Annotated in this window: 19 protein-coding genes; 14 read left to right on the top strand and 5 right to left on the bottom strand. The window is 66.6% G+C overall.

Going from position 1 to position 22,069, the window contains the following annotated elements; all coding sequences use genetic code 11:
- Positions 1-4 precede the first annotated feature (4 nt).
- Both AC5JLE_RS04265 and AC5JLE_RS04260 read left to right on the top strand, forming a co-directional pair.
- On the top strand, positions 5-529 hold the full coding sequence (locus AC5JLE_RS04265; RefSeq protein WP_014646887.1) for a GNAT family N-acetyltransferase: 525 nt from the start codon (positions 5-7) through the stop codon (positions 527-529).
- A 140-nt stretch (positions 530-669) separates the two neighbouring features.
- Complete coding sequence (locus AC5JLE_RS04260) at positions 670-2,439, top strand: oleate hydratase (protein WP_496065070.1); 1,770 nt, start codon at positions 670-672, stop codon at positions 2,437-2,439.
- A gap of 47 nt (positions 2,440-2,486) precedes the next feature.
- Here AC5JLE_RS04260 and AC5JLE_RS04255 read toward each other — a convergent pair whose 3' ends face one another.
- Entirely contained in the window at positions 2,487-3,326 is an 840-nt protein-coding gene (locus tag AC5JLE_RS04255; protein WP_134966714.1) for an oxidoreductase, read from the bottom strand.
- Positions 3,327-3,434: 108 nt separating this feature from the next.
- Here AC5JLE_RS04255 and AC5JLE_RS04250 point away from each other — a divergent pair, with 108 nt between their 5' ends.
- From AC5JLE_RS04250 to AC5JLE_RS04240, 3 genes are all read left to right on the top strand, one after another.
- Positions 3,435-4,379, top strand: coding sequence for an AraC family transcriptional regulator (locus AC5JLE_RS04250; RefSeq protein WP_496065069.1), 945 nt, complete (start codon positions 3,435-3,437; stop codon positions 4,377-4,379).
- Between the two features lie 122 nt (positions 4,380-4,501).
- On the top strand, positions 4,502-5,089 hold the full coding sequence (locus AC5JLE_RS04245) for a TetR/AcrR family transcriptional regulator (protein ID WP_496065068.1): 588 nt from the start codon (positions 4,502-4,504) through the stop codon (positions 5,087-5,089).
- A gap of 92 nt (positions 5,090-5,181) precedes the next feature.
- Complete coding sequence (locus tag AC5JLE_RS04240; protein WP_496065067.1) at positions 5,182-5,682, top strand: hypothetical protein; 501 nt, start codon at positions 5,182-5,184, stop codon at positions 5,680-5,682.
- Positions 5,683-5,693: 11 nt separating this feature from the next.
- Here the strand turns inward: AC5JLE_RS04240 and AC5JLE_RS04235 are convergent, their stop codons facing one another.
- The 3 genes from AC5JLE_RS04235 to AC5JLE_RS04225 form a co-directional block, all read right to left on the bottom strand.
- Complete coding sequence (locus AC5JLE_RS04235) at positions 5,694-6,161, bottom strand: chemotaxis protein CheW (protein WP_053494833.1); 468 nt, start codon at positions 6,159-6,161, stop codon at positions 5,694-5,696.
- Between the two features lie 107 nt (positions 6,162-6,268).
- The gene (locus AC5JLE_RS04230; RefSeq protein ID WP_100449920.1) at positions 6,269-6,703 is read right to left on the bottom strand and encodes a BLUF domain-containing protein; all 435 of its coding nucleotides are present in this window, start codon (positions 6,701-6,703) and stop codon (positions 6,269-6,271) included.
- A 94-nt stretch (positions 6,704-6,797) separates the two neighbouring features.
- Positions 6,798-7,799 carry a helix-turn-helix domain-containing protein gene (locus tag AC5JLE_RS04225; RefSeq protein ID WP_496065066.1) on the bottom strand — a complete coding sequence of 334 codons (1,002 nt, stop codon included), beginning with the start codon at positions 7,797-7,799 and terminating at the stop codon, positions 6,798-6,800.
- Between the two features lie 330 nt (positions 7,800-8,129).
- Between AC5JLE_RS04225 and AC5JLE_RS04220 the strand changes: the two genes are divergently transcribed.
- From AC5JLE_RS04220 to AC5JLE_RS04180, 9 genes are all read left to right on the top strand, one after another.
- A complete protein-coding gene (locus AC5JLE_RS04220) occupies positions 8,130-10,706 on the top strand; it encodes a TonB-dependent receptor plug domain-containing protein (RefSeq protein ID WP_496065065.1) in 2,577 nt (858 codons plus the stop codon).
- Positions 10,707-10,758: 52 nt separating this feature from the next.
- A complete protein-coding gene (gene msuE / locus AC5JLE_RS04215; protein WP_100449923.1) occupies positions 10,759-11,340 on the top strand; it encodes an FMN reductase in 582 nt (193 codons plus the stop codon).
- A 156-nt stretch (positions 11,341-11,496) separates the two neighbouring features.
- Positions 11,497-11,859, top strand: a complete 363-nt coding sequence (locus tag AC5JLE_RS04210; RefSeq protein WP_032960011.1) for a DUF3088 family protein — start codon at positions 11,497-11,499, stop codon at positions 11,857-11,859.
- A gap of 14 nt (positions 11,860-11,873) precedes the next feature.
- Positions 11,874-12,851, top strand: a complete 978-nt coding sequence (locus AC5JLE_RS04205) for an MsnO8 family LLM class oxidoreductase (protein WP_032960009.1) — start codon at positions 11,874-11,876, stop codon at positions 12,849-12,851.
- A gap of 18 nt (positions 12,852-12,869) precedes the next feature.
- A complete protein-coding gene (locus tag AC5JLE_RS04200) occupies positions 12,870-14,213 on the top strand; it encodes an LLM class flavin-dependent oxidoreductase (protein WP_069117069.1) in 1,344 nt (447 codons plus the stop codon).
- A 4-nt stretch (positions 14,214-14,217) separates the two neighbouring features.
- On the top strand, positions 14,218-15,438 hold the full coding sequence (locus AC5JLE_RS04195) for an amidohydrolase (RefSeq protein ID WP_197561187.1): 1,221 nt from the start codon (positions 14,218-14,220) through the stop codon (positions 15,436-15,438).
- Positions 15,435-15,986, top strand: coding sequence for a GNAT family N-acetyltransferase (locus tag AC5JLE_RS04190; RefSeq protein ID WP_262217190.1), 552 nt, complete (start codon positions 15,435-15,437; stop codon positions 15,984-15,986). The genes AC5JLE_RS04195 and AC5JLE_RS04190 overlap by 4 nt, the downstream gene beginning before the upstream one ends.
- Positions 15,983-17,728: an ABC transporter permease subunit gene (locus AC5JLE_RS04185; RefSeq protein ID WP_197561186.1), complete on the top strand. Its 1,746-nt coding sequence runs from the start codon at positions 15,983-15,985 to the stop codon at positions 17,726-17,728. The genes AC5JLE_RS04190 and AC5JLE_RS04185 overlap by 4 nt, the downstream gene beginning before the upstream one ends.
- Before the next feature lie 16 nt (positions 17,729-17,744).
- A complete protein-coding gene (locus AC5JLE_RS04180) occupies positions 17,745-18,722 on the top strand; it encodes an ABC transporter substrate-binding protein (protein ID WP_014646904.1) in 978 nt (325 codons plus the stop codon).
- A 174-nt stretch (positions 18,723-18,896) separates the two neighbouring features.
- Here AC5JLE_RS04180 and AC5JLE_RS04175 read toward each other — a convergent pair whose 3' ends face one another.
- Positions 18,897-22,016, bottom strand: a complete 3,120-nt coding sequence (locus AC5JLE_RS04175; RefSeq protein WP_496065064.1) for a galactose-binding domain-containing protein — start codon at positions 22,014-22,016, stop codon at positions 18,897-18,899.
- Positions 22,017-22,069 lie beyond the last annotated feature (53 nt).

Below are 22,069 nucleotides of genomic sequence, written 5' to 3'. Positions count from 1 at the left end.
ACGCATGACTGAAACCGGAAAGGACGCCTTGAACATCCGCCGCGCCAGCGCGGCCGATGCCCCTGCAGTGTTGGGGCTCTTTGACGAGGTGATCGAGTGGTTCGTGTCGATCGGCAATGTGCAGCAATGGGGCAGCGAACCGTGGTCGACGATGCCGCGCCGGATTGCCCAGGTCACCGAGGCGTGTGCACTGCCAGGCGCATGGGTGGCGCAGAACGAGCAGGGCGACGTGCGGGCGTTCCTGGCACTGGGCGAGTCGATGCCCTATGTGCCGGCGCCCACCGGGCCGGAGCTGTATGTGCGGGTTCTGGTGGCCTCGCGTGATGTGCGCGTGCGTGGCATCGGCCGCCGACTGATGGCGTTTGCCGACGAGCAGGCGCGCGCTGCCGGTGTCGACCATCTGCGTGTGGACTGCTACGCCGGAGGCAGCGGCGACCTGGTGCGCTTCTATGAATCCTGCGGGTATACGCGCATCGCGCCGTTCAACGTGGACGGCTGGCCAGGCATGCTGTTGGGAAGGACGCTCTGACGCGGCTGCGTCATTCCGTCGCAGCCTGCGCGCAGGAAACGATACATCGGATCGGCGCTAGAGTAGGGTCATGACCTGCATCGGATGGCTGTGTCATTCCGCTGCCGGTTCCTGATGACCCCTCCAGGAAGGTGCAACGCATGTATTACAGCAGTGGCAACTACGAAGCTTTCGCGCGCCCGCGCAAGCCGGCCGGTGTGGATGGCAAGCGCGCCTGGTTTGTGGGCTCGGGCCTGGCCTCGCTGGCCGGCGCCGCGTTCCTGGTGCGCGACGGGCGCATGGCCGGTGAACGCATCACCATCCTTGAACAGCAGCAGATTCCTGGCGGCGCGCTGGATGGCCTGAAGGTGCCGGAGAAGGGCTTCGTGATCCGCGGCGGCCGCGAGATGGAAGACCACTTCGAGTGCCTGTGGGACCTGTTCCGCTCAATTCCGTCGCTGGAGATTGAAGATGCCAGCGTGCTGGACGAGTTCTACTGGTTGAACAAGGACGACCCGAACTATTCGCTGCAGCGTGCCACCATCAATCGCGGCGAAGATGCGCACACTGATGGCCTGTTCACGCTGACCGAGCAGGCCCAGAAGGACATCATCGCGCTGTTCCTGGCCACCCGGAAGGAGATGGAGAACAAGCGGATCGACGAGGTGCTGGGCCGCGACTTCCTGGACAGCAACTTCTGGCTGTACTGGCGCACCATGTTCGCGTTCGAGGAATGGCATTCGGCGCTGGAGATGAAGCTGTACCTGCATCGCTTCATCCACCACATCGGCGGCCTGCCGGATTTCTCGGCGTTGAAGTTCACCCGGTACAACCAGTATGAATCGCTGGTGCTGCCGCTGGTGAAGTGGTTGCAGGAGCAGGGCGTGGTGTTCCAGTACGGCACCGAGGTGACCGACGTCGACTTCGATCTGCAGCCGGGCCGCAAGCAGGCCACGCGTATCCACTGGATGCGTGATGGTGTAGCCGATGGCGTGGATCTGGGCGCGGATGATCTTGTTTTCATGACAATCGGTTCGCTGACCGAAAACTCGGATAATGGCGATCACTACACCGCGGCGCGTTTGAACGAAGGACCGGCGCCGGCCTGGGACCTGTGGCGTCGCATCGCCGCGAAGGATGCGGCGTTCGGTCGCCCGGACGTGTTCGGCGCGCATATCCCGCAGACCAAGTGGGAATCGGCGACAGTGACGACGCTGGATGCGCGCATTCCGGCTTACATCCAGAAGATCGCCAAGCGCGACCCGTTCAGTGGCAAGGTAGTGACCGGCGGCATCGTCAGCGTGCGCGACTCGCGCTGGCTGATGAGCTGGACGGTGAACCGCCAGCCGCATTTCAAGAACCAGCCCAGGGACCAGATCGTGGTCTGGGTGTACTCGCTGTTTGTGGATACGCCGGGCGACTATGTGAAAAAGCCGATGCAGGAGTGCACCGGCGAGGAGATCACCCGCGAGTGGCTGTACCACCTGGGCGTGCCGGTGGAAGAGATTGATGCGCTGGCCGCGACCGGTGCGAAGACGGTGCCGGTGATGATGCCGTACATCACGGCGTTCTTCATGCCACGCCAGGCCGGTGACCGCCCGGACGTGGTGCCGGACGGTGCGGTGAACTTCGCCTTCATCGGCCAGTTTGCCGAATCGAAGCAGCGCGACTGCATCTTCACCACCGAGTATTCGGTGCGCACGCCGATGGAAGCGGTGTACACCCTGCTGGGGATCGAGCGCGGCGTGCCGGAGGTGTTCAATTCCACGTATGACGTGCGCTCGCTGCTGGCCGCCACCGGCCGCCTGCGCGATGGCAAGGAACTGGATATTCCCGGGCCTGCGTTCCTGCGCAATCTGCTGATGAACAAGCTGGACAAGACCCAGATCGGTGGCCTGCTGCGCGAGTTCAAGCTGGTGCAGGAAGACTGAGCGGGCAGGGGGAGGCCGCCGGTGAGGGCATCGGCGGCCTCAAGATCTCACGCTACGCCGTCGGTCGAACGGCTCAGCTGTTCCCACGCGTCGATGCTACCGGCCATCGATGCCAGCTTTGCCCTCACCAGCTGCAGTGCATCACTGCCCAGCAGCAAGTGGCGGGGAGGAGCGTCGCTGTCGATGACCTGCAGCATGGCCTGCGCAGCCTTCACTGGATCACCGGGCTGGTGACCACTCTTCGCCTCACGCGCGTTGCGGATGGGATCGAACAATGCGTCGTAGTCGTCAATGCTGCGCGGTGCCCGCACCATCGAGCGGCCTGCCCAGTCGGTGCGGAAGGAACCCGGCGCGACGGCCGTGACGTGGATACCAAACGGCGCGACTTCCTTGCCAAGCACTTCACTGATGCCCTCCAGCGCGAACTTGCTGCCGCAGTACCACGCGATGCCCGGCATCGTGATGAAACCGCCCATGGAGGTGATGTTGAGGATATGGCCGCGGCGCCGGGCGCGCATGTGCGGCAGCACGGCCTTGATCAGCGCGGCCGGAGCGAACACGTTCACCTCGAATTGCTGCCGCAGCTCGGCGAGCGTGGATTCTTCGAGGATGCCTTCGTGGCCGTAGCCAGCGTTGTTGACCAGCACGTCGATGCTTCCGATGTTGGTTTCGATATCGGCGACGAGCGCATTGATGGCGGCGGTATCGGTTACGTCCAGCAGGCGACCGAATGCGCGGCCGGGAGCGAGCGCTTCGAGTACCTGGCGGTCGGTTTCGTTGCGCACGGTGCCGACCACGCGGTGGCCGGCCAGCAGGGCCTGCTGGGCAAGGGCGCGGCCGAATCCACTGCTGACACCGGTGATGAGGAGAAAGCGGGAAGGGGGCATGAGGGGGCGTTCGTGGTGGGCAGGGCTTGCACGTTAGTTCTTGAACGACCGGGGTCACAGGCCTAGGATTCGGCCATTCTTGCCTATTCCTCTGGAGTGCCTGTGCCTGTGGTCGATTCCCTGCAACGGCAGGTGCAGGCGCGCATGGTCGGCCTGCTGAAGACGCTGGCGGTGGAGGAGGGCTATACGCTCACGCGCCTGCCGGGGGTGCGGTTGCTGCGATCGGACCGGCCACTGGCGCGCACGCCGGTGTTGTACGACCCCGGCATCGTGATCGTCTGCCAGGGCGTGAAGCGTGGCTATCTGGGCGGGCAGGTCTACCAGTACGACGCGCAGCACTATCTGGCAGTGTCGGTGCCGGTGCCGTTCACGATGGAAACCGATGCGTCGGCCCAGGCGCCGCTGCTGGCGATCTACCTGCATCTGGATCTGCAGCTGGCGGCGGATCTGCTGATCGAACTGGGTGAACAGGAGGGCACCCCGGCGACACCGGCGCAGGGCATGATGTCCAGCCCGATGCAGGCGCCGATGCAGTCCACGGTGCTGCGCCTGCTGGAGGCACTGGCTGAACCGTTGGAGGCTGCCGTGCTCGGCCCTGCGTTGGTGCGTGAGGTGTACTTCCGCGTGCTGACGGGTGCACAGGGCGGCGCAATGCGCGAGGCGCTGGCCATGCGCGGGCGCTTCGGCAGCATCGGCAGAGTGCTGCGGACGATCCATGCCGGATATGCCACCGCCCTGGACGTGGGGCAACTGGCCACCGAAGCGGGCATGAGTGTGGCGACCTTCCACGACCACTTCCGCGCGATTACCGGCACGTCGCCGATGCAGTACGTGAAGTCGACCCGCCTGCACCAGGCACGGTTGCTGATGCTGCGGCAGGGGATGACTGCCGAAGCGGCATCGCTGGCGGTGGGGTATGCCAGCCCATCGCAGTTCAGCCGTGAGTTCAAGCGCCTGTTCGCGTTGCCGCCGGCGGCCGAGGTCGCGCGGATGCGGCGCAGTTTCGCGCTGCCACCTCCGCCAGCCGATGCGGTGTACGTATCTTCGCATTGAGGGGCAATCAAAGGTCACGTTGCCAGCAAGCCGGCCAGCGGCCGGCTCTGCCGGGAATGATGCCTGGCGGGTGCAGCAGAGAGGGGTTGACAGGGTGTCTACCTACTAGTAGGTTTATTGCCATGAAAGAGTCGCTCTCGCCCAAGGCGCAGGAAATCCTGGCCCATGCCCGTGCGCTGCTGGAAGCCGGTGGCTACAACGGCTTCAGCTACGCCGACGTGTCGGCGCGGGTGAACATCAGCAAGGCCAGCATCCATCACCACTTCCCCAGCAAGGCGGAGCTGGTGCGCACGGTGGTCGAGCTGTACCGGGCCGAGGCGCGCGAAGGTCTGGCGTTGCTGGATCGCCAGCTCGACGACCCGCTGCAGGAACTCAACGCGTATGTGGAGTACTGGTCCAGCTGTATTGCAGGGGGTACGTCCTCGTTCTGCATCTGCGCGATGCTGGCCGCCGAAGCGCCGATGATTCCGGCAGAGATCGCTGAGGAAGTGCGCGGCCATTTCGAGGACTTGAGCGGCTGGCTGGCAGTGACGCTGGAGAAGGGCGTTTCGATGGGCCAGCTGCAGTTGCAGGGCTCGGCGGCCGATGAGGCCAAGGCGTTCATGTCATCGGTGCACGGCGCGATGCTGGCCGCGCGCGGTTTCGGTGATGCGGCGACCTTCGCGGCACTGGCGCGGTTGGCGATCGCGCGGGTGAGCGCGGCGTCCTGAGAGATGTGTGGTGGGCCTGCGGCGACGCGGGCCTTCTTTTTGAGTCCAATGCCTGCCTACTAGTAGGTTCATTCTGTCCCTGGAGATGTCCCATGTCCCACCCTCTGTCCACACTTGGCGTGATCCATACCGCTGTCAGCCTGATCCCGGTGTTGAGTGGCCTGTATGCCTTCATTCGCCACCGCGCAATCGATCTCGCCACGCGCGCGGGCAAGCTGTACCTGGTTGGGCTGGTGCTATCGGTGGCCACCTCGTTCACCGTGTCCAGCACGGGCGGGATCAACCCCGGCCACGCATTCGGGGTGATCGTGCTGCTGGTGGCATTCGGCGGCATGCTGGCCGCGCGGCTGCGCTGGCTGGGGCGCGCCGCGCGTTACCTGTCGACCTTCGCACTGTCGTTCAGCTTCCTGCTCTCGTTGGTGCCCGGCGTCAACGAAACGCTGACCCGCTTGCCGGCAGCGCATCCGATTGCGGCGGCGCCGATGGCCCCGGTGGTGCTGCACACGCTGCTGGCCTGCCTGGTGGTGTTTTTGATCGGCTTTGCCGCGCAGTGCTGGAGGCTGCGAAACCGTGCCTTTGCAGGACGATCCTGAGACGCCGCCGGTCACCCCGGCGCGGCAAGTGCGCCCAGCAGTGCCGCCGGTTCGATCAGTGCAGCCGAGCGCGCCGGATCGAGTTGAATGTGCCGGCTGCAGAAGCAGAACGATTGGCCCGCTGCAGGCTCGGGGGTGTTCGCGCTCGCGTCCGGCGTCTCGATCTCCAGCACTTCGTCCACGGCCAGCGCCAGGGTTGCGGTGCCGGCGTTGATCAACAGCATGGCCGGGCTGCCACCCTCGAATGCCGGTTGGCCGCTCATGCGGCGCAGGTCGACGACGGGTAATGGCTGCCCACGGACCTCCAGGGTCGGCCTGCCGTTGCGGTCTGCAGGGCCGAATGCCTCCGGACCGCGGATTTCGACCGCCGCCTGGATGTCGATGGCGAACAGGACGGTGCCTGCACGCACGACGACGATCTCGAACAGGTCGGCAGGCGATGCGCGTGTTTCCGTTGCAGGGTGGGCGGGTACGGGCATGCGATGGGCGTGGCGAAGACGATGGGAAAGGAGATCTGGATGATGACGCCTGAACGCAGCGCGCGGCCGCGTCGGCGTGCGCGTGCAAGGCGATGGTTCAGTGTCTATCAGGCGGCTGCGCGTGGCGCGCCGACGCTGCCGACGCGTGGAAAATGCGGACGCAGCAGGCCGACGAGCTGGTCCATGCCCGGAATGGAATGGCCGAACTCGTCCCAGCGCGCATTCACCAGGCCGGACACCACGATCTGCCCGGTCTCGATGTGGGTCATTGCCCAGTACGGAACGGCACGCGCGCTGATGGACATGTCCAGTACCGGCACGACGGCAGCATGCGAGCGGCTGTCATGGATGCGGCGCTTGACTGCTTCCAGGGCGTCGGGCGGGCCTTCGATGTACTGGAAAAACCGCTGCCCGTCGACGATCAGCGCACCGGTAACGTCCACCCGGCGATTGAACGTGGCAGATTGCGAGACGATCTGGTGGAGGGCTTGATTGGACAGCCCAGCCGACATGCGGCTGGAGTAAGCAAATGCATGGAGCATGGAAGGGGCTTCTTGTGACGCACGTCACTATACGCACGCAAGCCCGGACCGTCGTGAGGCTTTGCTCACGCCACGCCTGGCTCCGCGCACTGGATCAACAGCCCACCAACCGGTCGGCACCGAGACCGCCGCGATGCTGGCTGCGGTACTCGGTAGGGCTCGCGTCGACCTGACCGCGGAAGTGCCGACGGAACGATTCCTGCGAACCAAAGCCGGCCTGTTCTGCAATCCACTGCAGCGGCCGGTCAGTGGTTTCCAGCAGCTCGCGCGCGAAAGCCACGCGCTCGCGGATCAGCCAGTCGATCGGCGACAGGCCGGTGGCGTCCAGGAACTGCCGCTGCAGCGTGCGTTGGCTGAGCGCGGCCTGCTCGGCGAGGCTGCCCAGTGAGTGGGGCTCGCGCAGGTTGCGGCGCATCCATTCCATCAGCTTTGCCAAGCGGGTGGGCTCGCCGTGGGGAATGGCGCGGCTGACGCGCTGGCTGCGCTCGGCATCACGCCATGGTGCCAGGACCAGCCGTTCGGCCACCAGGTTGGCCACGCGCGCGCCGTAGTCCTTGCGCACCATGTGCAGCATCATGTCCATGCCGGTGGCCGAGCCGGCCGAAGTGATGATGCTGCCGATATCCACGTACAGCGCATCTTCCCGCACATCGATGCGTGGGAACTCGCGTGCCAGCGCTTCGGTGAGGCGCCAGTGGGTGGTGGCCTGGCGGCCATCGAGCAGCCCGGCCCAGGCGAGTACGAACGCACCGGAGCAGATCGAGGCGATGCGCGCGCCGCGTGCGTGGGCACGGATCAGTGCATCGAGCAGTGCCTGCGGTGGGCGCTCGCTGGGTTCGCGCCAACCGGGGATGACGATGATGTCGGCGTCATCAACCGCGCTGAGATCGTAGGGAAGCTGCACCTGCGCATTGCCGAGCATGCGCAGCGCACCGGGTTCGCCTGCGCACAGCTGGGTGCGGTACCAGGCCACGCCGAGTTCCGGCCGCACCGGCGCGAACAGGCCGACCGCGCAGCCGAATTCGAACAGCCCCTGGCCGTGGCAGGCGACGATGGCAACGAGCGGCGCGGTGGGATCGGCGGGTGGGGTGGGCATGGCTTGATGCTACGGGTGGCGGTGCGTGGCGTTGCGTGATGCGCGGGCATGAGGTGATGCCGGGCGGGCATATGGGAACCGGGGTCGGATCCCTTCCGCAGGAAGGGCTGTGACCCCGTGGTGGGGAGGCGTGCGTGGGGTCAGAGCCCTTTCCTATGGAAAGGGATCCGACTCCGTGGGGGACCCCGTGCGTGTGCGCCGCCTAACGTCATTACCAGCGGTCATGTGGGTGGCCGGATGTTACGGCTGGGTGACGCGATCCCGCCTGTCGCACCAGGTGAACAGGCCCTTGAATGGAAGCGTGTTTCCGGCCCACCCCCACGAGCCCCCATGCCTGCCGCCCAAGCCCCTGTCCTGAGCACTCTCGCTGTTCTGATCACAGCCATCCTTGCCGCCTCGCCCAGCCATGCGGCTGAAGCAGACGCAGATCCTGCTGCCACCGCCGCGACGGCCAACGTGGCCGCGTCCACGCTGGATGCGGTGGTGGTGACCGGTTCGCGTACCAGCACGCGCACGGTGAAGAACAGTTCCACGCCCATCGATGTGATCTCTGCAGAGGACCTCGCCGCGACCGGGCAGGGCAACCTGCTGGAAGCGCTGCAGCGCAGCCTGCCGTCGCTGAGCCAGATCGGCGGCTACCAGAGCGACCAGGAGAGCCTGATCCGTGGCTACCAGCTGCGCAACCTGTCACCGGGCTACACGCTGGTGCTGGTGAACGGCAAGCGCCGCAATGCCAGTGCCTATGTGAGCGGTGCCAATGGGGGCGGCTTCCCAGGCCATGCGTGGGCGGACCTGGCGTTGATTCCGGTGTCGGCCATCGACCACGTGGAAGTGCTGCGTGATGGTGCGTCGGCCATCTATGGCTCGGACGCGATCACCGGCGTGGTCAACGTGATCCTGAAATCGCAGGCGCACGGTGGCGATGTGTCGGTGGAGAGCGGGCAGAGCATCGATGGTGATGGTTCGCGTACCAGCGTGCGCGCCAATGTCGGCCTGCCGTGGGGCCAGGATGGCTTCGTCAACCTGTCCGGCGAGAACACGCGGCAGCACCACGCGATCCGCACCCGTCGCTACATCGATGGCTACCTGAGCTATCCGGCAGTAGATGCCAACGGCAACCGGGTCGCACTGCGCCCGAACAATCGCTTGCCGGCGGGTGCATCGCCGAACCCGGCCGAGGCCAACCGCGATGCCGAGGCCAACACCATCCTCAGCTCGCCGTCGTACGCGTTGAAGGCTTTCGCAGTGAATGCAGACCATGGCCTGGGCGAGAGCGCGCAGTTCTACGCCAACGCCACGGCCAGTGACCGCACCGCGCAGGCGATCCAGAACTTCCGCCTGCCGGCGACCATCTTCACCACCTACAAGGCACCCGGCGTGCTGAGCGTGTTTCCCGATGGCTTCCTGCCGGTGCTGGAGACCAAGGAAAAGCAGTACACCGGCACTGCGGGCGTGAAGGGGCAGATCGCGGGCTGGGATTACGACGCCAGCCTGACCGGCAACCGCAGCACGGTGCGCACCTATACCCGCAATTCGGTGAACTACTCGCTGCCGTATCCCGGTTCGCCCACTGACTTCTATGACGGCAAGCTGGACTACCAGCAGGGGATCGCCAACCTCGACCTGCGCCGTGGCTTCGAGGTGGCCGCCTTTGCGTCGCCGCTGGAAGTGAGCGCAGGCGCCGAGTACCAGCACGAACAGTACGAACGCGGGGCCGGGCAGTGGGAGTCGTACACCGGCTTCGGTGCAGCCGCGTTCGTGGGCTACTCCACCGCCGATGCGGTGAAGGCGACGCGCAACAGCAAGGCGGTCTATGTGGGCGCGGCCAGCAACATCACCTCGCGCTGGTATCTGGATGCAGCGGCGCGCTGGGAAGATCATTCCGACTTCGGCAGTGTCTCCACTGGCCGCCTGACCACGCGCTTCGACTTCACCGACGCGTTGGGTGTACGCGCGACGGTCAGCAACGGCTTCCATGCGCCCAGCCTGGGCGCACAGTTCTACCAGGCCACGGGCAGCTGCCCTTGCGGGACCACGCTGGTGGCGCAGGTGTCTTCACCGGCGGCGGTTGCGCTGGGTGCTACGCCGCTGAAGCCCGAGAAAGCCACCAACTACAGCCTGGGCGTGACCTGGGACCCGAGCCCCGCATTCCATCTGGCCGTGGATGCGTACCAGATCGACATCCGTGGCCAGCTGGGCCAGTCCAGCCAGATCGGCTACAACGCGCAGGATCCGGCGCGCATCACCGACAACAGCGGTACGGTGTTGAGCGCGGCGCAGAAGAACACCATCGATGCGCTGCTGGGTTCCGCCGGCATCAGCATCCTGCCGGGTGATGCGTTCTACGCCAGCTACTTCACCAATGTAGGCAATACCCGCACGCGCGGTGTCGAGCTGACCCTGGAAGCCAACCAGGACACTGCGTGGGGCAAGCTGCGCTGGAGCTACGCGGCCAACGTCGGCCGTACCACCATCCAGAAAGTGAGCGACATTCCGGCGGCGCTGCAGGGGCTGCCGAACATCAACCTGCTGACCAAGAGCAGCGAATACGCGCTGCGCTTCCGCACGCCCAGCTACACCCAGGTAGCCGGGCTGGGCTGGCAGAACGGGCGCTGGCGCTCGAACGTCGATTTCACCTACTACGGACCGATCAAGCGCCTGAACAACGGCGTGGAGTACAAGCAGCCGCCGGTGCTGGTGACCAACCTGTCCGGCGGCGTGGAGCTGGGAGCGGGCTGGAGCGCGGCGCTGGGGATCAACAATGTGTTCGACAAGCGCACGCGCAAGGTGCCCGGGTATGCGCGCAGTGCCACCGATGTGGCCAGCATCGAGACGACTTGGGATAGCGGCGATGTGCTGGGCAATGTGGGCGCCTACTGGTACGGGCGGGTCAATTACCGGTTCTGAGGTTCACGCCAAAGGCAGCCGAGCATGGCTCGGCTCTACACGGGAACAGTTCATGTCTTCTGCATTGAAGGTGGTTGCATTGGTGGGGTCGCCGACCAGTTCGGCGACATCGCGCACGTTGCTGCTGGTGCGGCATCTGCTGGCGTCGCTGCAGCAACGCGTGCATGCCAGCGTGGAGCTGGTGGAGCTGGCGCCGATCGCGCGCTCGCTGGGCCAGTCGTTGTCGCGCGATGAGGCGGGGCCGGAGGTGGAGCAGGCGCTGCAGAGCATCGAGGCCGCAGAGCTGCTGGTGGTGGCCGCGCCGGTCTATCGCGGCTCGTATCCCGGGTTGTTCAAGCACCTGGTCGACTTCGTCGGGCTGGAGGCGCTGGTGGATACGCCTGTGCTGCTGGCAGCGACCGGTGGCAGCGAGCGCCATGCGCTGGTGATCGACCACCAGTTGCGGCCGTTGTTCAGTTTCCTGCAGGCGCACACGCTGCCGATCGGGGTGTATGCCACGCCTGCCGACTTCGATGGCGAGCAGATCAACAGTGCAGCCTTGCAGGCACGCATCGCGCTGGCAGCCGAGCGTGCGGCCGGCCACCTGGCGACGCAGGCGCTGGCGGTAGCGGCGCCGCTGCGACGCATCGCCTGACGCCATAACCGGCGGCGCTTTGCTTATGGCCACGCCGCATCTGCATGGCCGGATCTGACCGCCGATTGTCGCCAGGCGTCGCTGCCGCAGCCGTCGGCATCTCTAGCATCGATATCGAAGCGGCATCGCATTGCCGGCCCAGATGAGGACCCCCCAGTGACGCTCGACGCAGCAAGCAAACCCATCCTGTTCCTGCTCGATCGCGAGTTCGAGGACGGCCAGATTCCCGGCCAGCGCTTCTTCTGCCGGCACAGCCTGTTGCTGGAAGGTGCACTGTCGAGCATCGACGGCCTTGATGCGCAGCTGGACGTACGTCGCATCGGCTTCGCGCGGCCACGCCGCGAGGTGATCGCCGAGATCGGCGAGCAGGACCAGTCGTTGCCCAAGCTGGTGCTGCCGCAGGGCGTACGCAGCGACCTGGCCAGTGGCGCGCACCAGGACCGGCAGTACATCTCCGGTGCCGAACCGATCCTGGCCGCACTGAACGGATTGCTCGGCATTCCCGTGGCCCACCCCTGAGCGAGGACGCGACCGTGAGCTATCAGATCAGCGTGCTGGACAAGAGCCCGGTGGCCGAGGGCGCTTCGCCGGAGCAGGCGCTGCGCAACAGCCTGCAGCTGGCGCAGCGCGCCGAACAGCTGGGCTATCACCGCTACTGGTTTGCCGAGCACCATGCCGCACCGACGTTGGCCAGCCCTGCACCGGAAGTGCTGGCGGCCTGGGTGCTGGCGCAGACCCGGCGCATCCGCATCGGCAGTGGCGGGGTGATGCTGCGCCACTACGCGCCGTACAAGGTGGCGGAGAACTTCAACCTGCTGGCGGCGCTGGCGCCGGGGCGCGTCGATCTGGGCGTGGGCAAGGCCCCCGGCGGCCTGCCGGCCTCGACTGCCGCGCTGGCAGCCGGGCGTCCGCCGTTCGCCGACTTCGACCAGCAACTGCGCGACCTGGAGGGTTATCTGGCCGGCGCCGAAAGCGAGGCGCTGGCGCGGCCGGTTCCGCAGCAGGCGCCGGAGCGTTTCCTGCTCGGCGCAAGTCCACAGAGCGCAAAGCAGGCGGCCGAACTGGGCTGGCGCTTCGTCTACGCCGCGCACTTCGATGGTGACCCGAAGCACATCGAGGCCGCGTTCGATGCCTACCGCAGCGTCGCCTCGCAGCCGCCGCTGCTGGCCACGGTGGCCTTCGCCGCACCGACTGCGGAAGCCGCTTCGCGTCATATCGGTGCGCTGCGCGTCTACAAGCTGCACCTCGGTCCCGGGCAGGCGGTGAACCTGCCCAGCGCCGAGGCAGCTGCCGAGTACGCGCGCCAGGTGGGGGTAGCCGACTTCCGCATCGAGGAAACGCGCCCCAGCGTGCTGTCCGGTGATGCGCAGCACGTGCGTGACGAACTGGATGCGCTGCACCGGCGTTTCGGCGTGGGCGAGTTCATCCTCGATGCGCCGGTGGCCGACCTCGACGCACGCCTGACATCCCTTGAACTGCTGTCGCCCGCGCCGCGCGCGGCGGTGGCCTGACCTGCAGGAGCGTTTCCCATGAGCACGACCCCGCGCCACATTCCGTTCGGCATCATGCTGCAGGGCCCCGGCAGCCACATGCATGCCTGGAAGCACCCGTCCAACCCGGCCGATGCCAGCGTCAACCTGCAGTTCTACATCGACATCGCGCGCACCGCCGAAGACAATGGCATCGCCTTCGGCTTCGTGGCCGATGGCCTGTACATCAACGAGAAGTCGATCCCGCATTTCCTCAACCGCTTCGAGCCGATCTCGCTGCTGTCGGCGTTGGCCACGGCCACGAAGAAGATCGGCCTGGCCGGCACGCTGTCGACGTCCTACAGCGACCCATTCACCGTCGCCCGCCAGTTCGCCTCGCTGGATCTGCTCAGCGGCGGCCGCGCCGGCTGGAACGTGGTGACGTCGCCGTTGGAGGGCTCGGGTCGCAATTATGGCCGCCCACATCCCGAGCATGCACTGCGCTACCAGATCGCCGACGAGTACCTGGAGGTGGTGCAGGGGCTGTGGGATTCCTGGGATGACGATGCCTTCGTGCGCGAGCGCGACAGCGGTACGTTCTTCGCGCCGGAAAAGTTCCGCCGCCTCGACCACAAGGGCCGCTTCTTCCAGGTGGAAGGCCCGCTCAACATCCAGCGTTCGCCACAGGGCCAGCCGGTGATCTTCCAGGCCGGTTCGTCCGACGATGGCATCGCGCTGGCCGGCAAGTACGCCGATGCGGTGTTCACCCATTCGCCGTCGCTGGAAGAAACCCGCGCGTTCACCCAGAAGGTGAAGAACTCGGCGATCGCGCATGGCCGCAGCGGCAACGACGTGAAGATCTTCCCGGGCATCGGCCCCATCGTTGGTCGTACCGCAGAGGAGGCTGAAGCCAAGTACCAGGCGATCGCCGCACTGGCCACGCTGGAGGATGCACTGGCCTACCTGGGACGCTTCTTCGACCACCACGATTTCAGCCAGTACGATCCGGATGCTCCCTTCCCGGACCTGGGTGAGATCGGCAGCAACTCGTTCCGTTCCACCACCGATCGCATCAAGCAGGATGCGCGGGAGAAGGGGCTGAGCCTGCGCCAGGTGGCACTGGAAGCAGTGAGCCCACGACCGAACTTCATCGGCACGCCGGAGCACGTGGCCGATGAGCTGATCCGCTGGTTCGATGCCGGTGCCAGCGACGGCTTCATCCTCGGTTTTGCGGCGCAGCGCGAAGGCCTGGACGATTTCGTGACCCAGGTGCTGCCGATCCTGCAGGCGCGCGGCTACCACCAGCGCGAGCTGGAGGGGCAGACCCTGCGCGAACATCTGGGCCTGCCGTACAAGGCCAGCCGCCATTCGACCGATGCCGAGCCGGCGCGGAAGGCGGGGTAGGGCAATGAGCGGAGAAACTGCGGCAGCACCGGGCCATGTCCGGCGGGATTCCCAATCGACGGGCATATTGCCCGAGATCGCGGCACGCGCCGAGGCCACCATCGCGATCCGCCATGACCTGCACCGCCACCCGGAGCTGGCCTTCGAGGAGCACCGCACCAGCGCCCGTGTGGCCGAGTTGCTGCAGCAGTGGGGCTATGAGGTGACCACCGGTCTCGGCGGCACCGGCGTGGTCGGCACATTGCAGCGTGGGCAGGGGGGCCGTCGGCTGGGGCTGCGTGCGGACATCGATGCCTTGCCGATCCACGAAGATTCGGGGCTGGCCTACGCCAGCCAGACCGACGGCCTGATGCATGCCTGCGGCCATGATGGTCACACCGCCATCCTGTTGTCCGCCGCGCATTACCTCGCCCATCACGGCACTATCGACGGCACCTTGCAGCTGGTGTTCCAGCCAGCCGAGGAAACCGGCTCGGGTGCATCGAAGATGATTGCCGACGGCCTGTTCGAGCGCTTCCCGGTGGATGCGATCTATGGGCTGCACAACTGGCCCGGCGTACCGGTCGGCCACTTCGGCTTCGTCGACGGCCCGGCGATGGCGTCGGTCGACTGGGCGCGGCTGAAGGTGATCGGCAAGGGCGGCCACGGTGCCGAGCCGCAGGGCAGCGTGGATCCGATCCTGGTCGCCGCGCACATCATCACTGCATTGCAGAGTGTGGTGTCGCGCAATGTCGACCCGCGGCAGATGGGCGTGGTCACCGTCGGTTCGATCCACGGTGGACAGGCCGCCAATGTGATTCCCGACGTGGTCGAGCTGAAGCTGACCGTGCGCGCCTACCTGCCCGAGGTGCGCGACACGCTGCGCCGCCGGGTGACCGGGATTGCCGAGCAGACCGCTGCCGCTTTCGGGGCACGCGCCGAAATCGAGTTCCCGCGTGGCTTCCCCAGCGTGATCAACCACCCGCAGCAGACTGCCTACATCCGCGACGTGGCCATACAGGGCTTCGGCCACGAACAGGTGGTGCCGGAGTTCGCGCCGCGCACCGCCAGCGAGGACTTCGCTTTCCTGTTGCAGGCACGGCCCGGGAGTTTCGTGTTCGTCGGCAACGGCGACAGCGCACCGTTGCACAGCCCGCGCTATGTGTTCAACGACGCCGCCATTGCACCCGCTGCCAGCCTGTGGGCGCGGCTGGCCGAAGACTATCTGGTGAAGGACGTGGCATGAGCAACAACGAACGCTTCCTCTATACCTCGGTGGATGATCCATTGGCGCGGCCGCTTTTCGATGGCCTGGAACAGGAGTACGACAGCCGCTATGCCGACGTGCGCCGACGCATCGGCGGCAGCGCCCGCGAGGAGCTGCAACGCTATCCGGCGCAGGCCTTCGCGGCGCCGGTAGGCGCGTTCGTGCTGCTGCTGCGCGATGGTGTGGCGATCTCCGGCGGCGCCTTCATGCCGCACCGCGATCCGGACACCGCCGAATTCAAGCGCATCTGGACGCTGCCCGGGCTGCGCCGGCAGGGCATCGCGCGTCGCGTGCTTCAGGAACTGGAAGACCAGGCGGCGCGGCAAGGGTATCGGCGGGTGTTCCTGACCACCGGCTTCCGCCAGCCTGAAGCCGTCGGCCTGTACCTCAGCCACGGCTACACCGCGCTGTTCGACCTGCAGGCCGACCCGGAAACCATCGCGCATATGCCGTTCGAGAAGCACCTGAGCGTATCGGCGCCGGTCGTTGTGCCATCACAGGCCATGCTGCACGGAGCCCACGCATGAGCACGCCTTCGACTGCGCTGGATGGCATTGCCGCACCCCCCGCGCCAGCACCGGCGTTGAAGATCGTGCCGGCCCGGCATCCGCTGCAGGTGGTCGGAACCCTTCTGGCGTTGGCGTTGATCCTGATCGGGCTGCAATCGGTGCTGGGCAATCCGCGCTGGGGCTGGGGCACGTTCGCCGAGTGGTTCTTCGCGCGCCCGGTGCTGGAAGGCCTGGGTCGCACGCTGCTGCTGACCGCACTCGGTACTGGCCTCGGTTTCGCGCTGGGCACCTTGCTGGCGTTGGCCCGCGTGTCCGGCTCGCCGCTGCTGTCGGCGGTGTCGTGGGGCTATGTATGGCTGTTCCGTTCGATCCCGCTGCTGGTGCTGTTGCTGCTGCTGAACAACCTGGGCTACCTGTACAGCACCATCGAACTGGGCGTGCCGTTCACCGGCATCAGCCTGTTCTCGTACCCGACCACGCAGCTGATCGGCGTGTTCACCGCCGCAGTGCTGGGCCTCACCTTGAATCAGGCCGCGTTCTCGGCCGAAGTGATCCGCGGTGGCATCCTCTCGGTCGACCATGGCCAGTACGAGGCGGCAGCGGCACTTGGCCTGCCGCGTAGCCGCCAGGTGCGCCGCATCATCCTGCCGCAGGCGATGCGTTCGATCCTGCCGGCCGCGTTCAACGATGTGATCGGCCTGGCCAAGAGCACCTCGGTGGTCTACGTGCTGGCGCTGCCGGAGCTGTTCTACACCGTGCAGGTGATCTACCGCCGCAATCTGGAGGTGGTACCGCTGCTGATGGTGGCCACGGTCTGGTACCTGGTGATCCTGACCGTGCTGTCTCTGTTGCAGCGGCGCGTGGAGCAGCGCTTCGCGCGCGGCCAGCTGCAGCGCGAGCGCTCGGTGTCGCGGGTGTCATCGCCCCCGCGTGTGCAGAGCGAAGCCGCACCGCGCGTGGCCAGCCGCCCGCGTATCGCCACCCAGGTTGAAGCGGGCGAGGGCGCGGCGGTGTCGCTGCATGGCGTAGGCAAGGTGTTTGGCGACCAGCCGGTGCTGGAAGACGTGAACCTGGACCTGCGCGCCGGCAGCGTGACCGTGCTGATCGGCCCTTCGGGCGCGGGCAAGTCCACGCTGCTGCGGCTGATCAACCACCTGGAACGCGCCGACGGCGGTTACGTGACTGTCGGCGGCCAGCTGATCGGCTACCGCCGCGAGGGCGACACCCTGTACGAGCTGCCCGAGCGCGAGATCCGACGCCGCCGTGCGGAAGTGGGCATGGTGTTCCAGGGCTTCAACCTGTTCCCGCACCTGACCGCGCTGGAGAACATCATCGAGGCACCGATCGCGGTGCGTGGCGTGCCGCGCGCGCAGGCCGAGCAGCAGGCGCGCACGCTGCTGGAACGGGTCGGCCTGGCCGACAAGGCCGATGCCTTCCCGCGCCAGCTGTCCGGTGGCCAGCAGCAGCGCATCGCAATTGCCCGCGCGCTGGCCCTGCAGCCGAAGGTGCTGTTGTTCGATGAACCGACCTCGGCGCTGGACCCGGAGCTGGTAGCCGAGGTGCTGAGCGTGATCGAGGAGCTGGCCCGCTCCGGCACCACGCTGGTGATCGTCACCCATGAGCTGAGCTTCGCCCGCCGCGTAGCCGACCACGTGGTGATGATGGACCAGGGCCGGGTGATCGAGCAGGGCACGCCCGAGGTGCTGTTCGAACGCCCGCGCCAGCAGCGCACCGCCGATTTCCTGGCCAAGACCCTGTAACCGAGAAGGGAACACCATGAGCCCTGCAGCACCGCGTCGTCCCTCACGCAGCACCCTGTTGATCGTGGGCGTGTTGGTCATCGGCATCACCGGTATCGTCTATTCGCGCGTGCGGCAGGCACCGGATGCCGGCACCGTGGCCGCGACCAGCCTGGCCGGTGCGAACACGGCGGTGTTGAAAGGCACGTTCGATCCAGAGGCGCAGTCATTGATCCCCAAGGGGTATCGCTTCGTCACGCCCGGGTCGTTCACCGTGGCCACCCATCCAGGGCAGCTGCCGCTGGCCGACTACGGGGCCGACAGCAAGGACGTTGTGGGCATCGAGCCCGACATCGCGCGCCTGATCGCCGATGCGCTGGGCCTGAAGCTGGTGATCGTGCCGGTGGCCTGGGCCGACTGGCCGCTGGGTCTGGAATCAGGCAAGTACGATGCGGTGCTGTCGAACGTGACGGTTACCGAAGAGCGCAAGAAGAAGTTCGATTTCTCCAGCTACCGTTTCGACCTGCTGGGCATCTACACGCGCGCAGACGGGCCGATCCAGAAGATCGAGAAGCCGGCCGATGTGGCCGGGCTGAAGGTGGTGGTGGGTGCCAGCACCAACCAGGACCAGATCCTGCGGCAGTGGGACCAGCAGAACATCGCGGCGGGATTGAAACCGGTGGAGTACCAGTACTTCGATGACGCCGTGGTCGGGCGGCTGGCGGTGATCACCGGCCGTGCCGATGTGTCGTTCGAGCCCAACGCCACCGGAGCCTATTCCGCACGCGACGGTAAGGTGCGGCGCGTCGGCCTGTTCCCCGGTGGCTGGCCGAACGCTGCGGCGATCTCGGTGACCACGCGCAAGGGCAGCGGCCTGGCTGATGCAGTGACGCAGGCGCTGAACACCCAGATCGCCAGTGGCACCTACGCGCAGGCGCTGAAACGGTGGAATGTGGCCGAGGAAGCCGTGCCGCAGTCGCAGACCAACCCGCCGGGATTGCCGACGTTGCAATGACACCGGGCGTGGCCCGGCGCGACCTCCGCTTTTGTAGAGCCGAGCCATGCTCGGCTGCAGTTCGCGCGGTGCGCGATGAGTCGAGCATGGCTCGACTCCACAGAAGGCAGACACCGCGAGTAGATCCACGCCATGAGTGGATGCTCCTGTAGAGCCGAGCTATGCTCGGCTGCTTTACCAATGCGCCTCCAGCGTTCTGAACGGTTTCGCCAGGCGCACGCCCTCGGCGTCGAAGTCGGAAATGCTGCGTCCGTCCACACGCACCGTCTTCGGCATCGTGCGCGCCGGCCACCAGATCTTCACCGCCGTTCCGCCGCGCAGCCCTTTGCCAAGCCCCACCGTCAGCACCCCGTCGCGCTGCCGCGCCTGCATCTGCAATGTGCCATACGCCGTCGGCAGGCGTTCCACCGCCAATCCATCCCCCGCCACCCACGAGGGCGGTGTGCCCGGCAGCAGCGAGAGCGCATCATCGTCTTCGCGCATCAGCATGCCGAACAGGGTGCGGCCGTATTCGGCGCCGATCCAGGTATGCGGCATGTCGCCGAGGTAGCGCGGGAAGCGCAGCCGTGAATGCACTACTTCGGCCAGCACCTGCCATTCAAGCGGGCGCCGGTCATGAAGCAGGCCCTGCAGCAGCTCGTCAGCCACGTCTGGCTGGCCCAGGTGCACATAGCTCAGCACGTTGCGGATCTCGTACGGCGTGTAGGCATACAGCGCACCGGGCTGGCTGCGCTTGCGCACGTCTTCCAGGTAGCGGGCGAAGGTGGTCCGCAACGCATCTGCCGGCAACACGCTCTGCGCGCCGGTCGGGTCCAGGGCGATCGACACGCCCGTGGGGTCACCATCGCCAAGATCGGCCGATGACGGAATGAAGTCGATGCCCTTCCACGCCATCGTTGCGCGGATCGAGGCACGCAATGCGTCGTACAGCGCTTTGTACTGCTCGCGCGCCCAACGGGCGGTTTCGTGGTCGCCCAGCGCCTCGGCCAGCCACGCGCCGTCGTGCCACCCCTTCAGGCCCCAGTAGTCATCCCAATAGCTGTGGGTGGGTGATGGATAGCCCTCATGGCTGATCGATGGTGCAAGGATGCCCGCAAAGCGTTCCGGGGCAGGCTGGTCAGCCTTGTAACCGGGCACCAGCGTGCGCTCGCGCAGTTCCTGCAGGAAGTGCAGCGCGGCCTTCACCTTCGGCAGGTAGTCACGCACCGACTCGGGTCCGCCATCCAGCCGTGCAACGTCGGCGACCAGCGCCACGTACTGGCCCTGGCTGTCGTACTCGATGTCCGAACCGAAGCCGGTGTTGACGCTGCCATCGTCATTGAGGATCGGCGAGACCAGGCCGTTGGCATGTACGCCGTGTTCGCTGTACCAGGCCAGGTAGTCGCGCGCGACCTTGGCCTCGCCCATGCGCAGCAGCACGGCCGAGGTGGCCATGCCGTCGCGGATGAAGGAGCGGTTGTAGTTGCGCGGGCCGGGCTGCATCGCCGGGCCGGTCTGGTTGATCAGCATGTAGGCGGCCTGCGCGCGCAGCATGTCCACCAGTGATGGGTCGGGCAGGCGCAGGCCGACCTGGCCCAGCCGTGCCTGCCAGTCCGCGGACGCCTGCGTGGCCAGTGAATCGAACGCCGCATTGGCATCGCGGGGAAGCGTGGCCAGATCCAGCGCAGGCGCTTCGGGCAGCACGCCATGGGCATCGGCGGCGGTGGTGCCCAACGGGAACGCGACCACGATGGCATCGCTGGTTCCCGGCGCCAACGAGACGCGGTAGTCCAACGCAGCCGAGGCAAGACCCTGGTCATCATGCGCCTGTTGCGCGGAAGGCAGTTGGCCGGCAGCGATGTCCGCGGTGATTTCCGTTGCGCCATCCCTGCCGAACGGCGCCGCGCCGGACGCAGCCACAGGCGTGAGCGAGTGCAGCAGCGTGCGCCCATTGATGCGCACGGATTGCCTGTCGATGGCCACATCGCGGATCGGCGACAGCCCGCCGTTCTGCCATGGCGGGTTCATCTGCATCGGGCGCACGACCAGGCTGAGCGTGCCGTCGATCCGGGTTTTTCCGGTGTTGTGCAGGCGATGGCGCAGGAACGTTACCGGCTGGCCGTTGCGCTCGATGGCGAATACCTCGCTGCGCAACTCCAGCCCGGGCTGCGGTGACCACGTAGCGGAGGGCATCGGCTTCCAGCCATCCCGCAGCGCGTGCTGTATCGGCTGTCCTGCCGCGCCAGCGGCGCGGCCGTCAGCACTTCGCCAGATCGGCTGCACCAACGGCGCGCCCTTGAAGGCTTCCAGATTGCCGTATTCGTCGAAGATCGACTTCTGCCGGCCCGCATGCACGCCCACTGCGGTCCAATAGGTCTGCTGCATCTGCAACGACGCCGGGAACAACGCGCGCTGCGCACCGCTGGCGGCGATCTGGTAGCGCTTCATCGGCGTCATCACGGCCTTCGGGCCGAGCAGGCGCAGGCGCGCGATCTGCGGTGCAGCGCCGTCCACGCTCAGGCGGAATGTACGTAAGGGTTGTGCTGCAGTGGCGGCCAGCCAGCTTTGTCGATGATTGGCCGCTTGTGCATCGTGTGCGAGGTCCTGCCAACGGACCTGTGCATCCTGCACCTGCAGTCGCGCGGCGCCGCGCGCGCCATCGGCCCAGTCGACGACCAGGCCAGCCGTTGATTGGGCCCGCGGCAGCGTGATCTCGAACGTATGGGATCCATTTGCCCCGGCCGGCATCGCGACGGTGCCGCCCCCTTGCCAGAGCGCCGCTGCCTGCGTTGCATCGATACCGCTGATGCGTGCGCTGAGCGTGCTGTCCAGTGGCTCCATCTCGAAGATCGACACGCCCCAATCGGAGGTGCGCTGCGGGCTGGCCAGCCGCAGGTAGCGTGCCTGCCGCGGCGCGAAGTACAGCGTTTCCACGTCGCCCAGCGAATCGGCCATCGTGTACGCGGTCTGCCACTGCGTGCCGTCCAGCGAGGTCTGCAGTGAATAGCCTTCCGGGTTGGAGACATCCCAGGTAAGGCGCGCACCGGCCAGCAGGGTGGGCGCGCCCAGATCGATCTGGAACCAGTGGCCCGGACTGAAGGCGCCGCCGGTCACGGTCTTCGGGTCGCCGTCGATCAGGTGGCCGATCGCCATCGCCGGTACCTGCTGCGAGGAACTGCTGGCCTGCCATTGGTTGCGCGGGGGGAGGGTCTGTGCCTGTGCGCTGGAGGCCAGGGCGGCCAACAGCAGGGCGGCGGCAGATCGCCATGGGATAGCTGAGCGGGAGACCTTGGAGCGTTCGGCGCGCAACGTCATTACAGACTGCCTCGCAGGTTCGACCGGAATCGGGCGAGCGCTACGCTAGCAAG

It is taken from the genome of Stenotrophomonas sp., from assembly GCF_059505245.1.
This window is presented reverse-complemented; position numbering and strand designations above follow the sequence as displayed.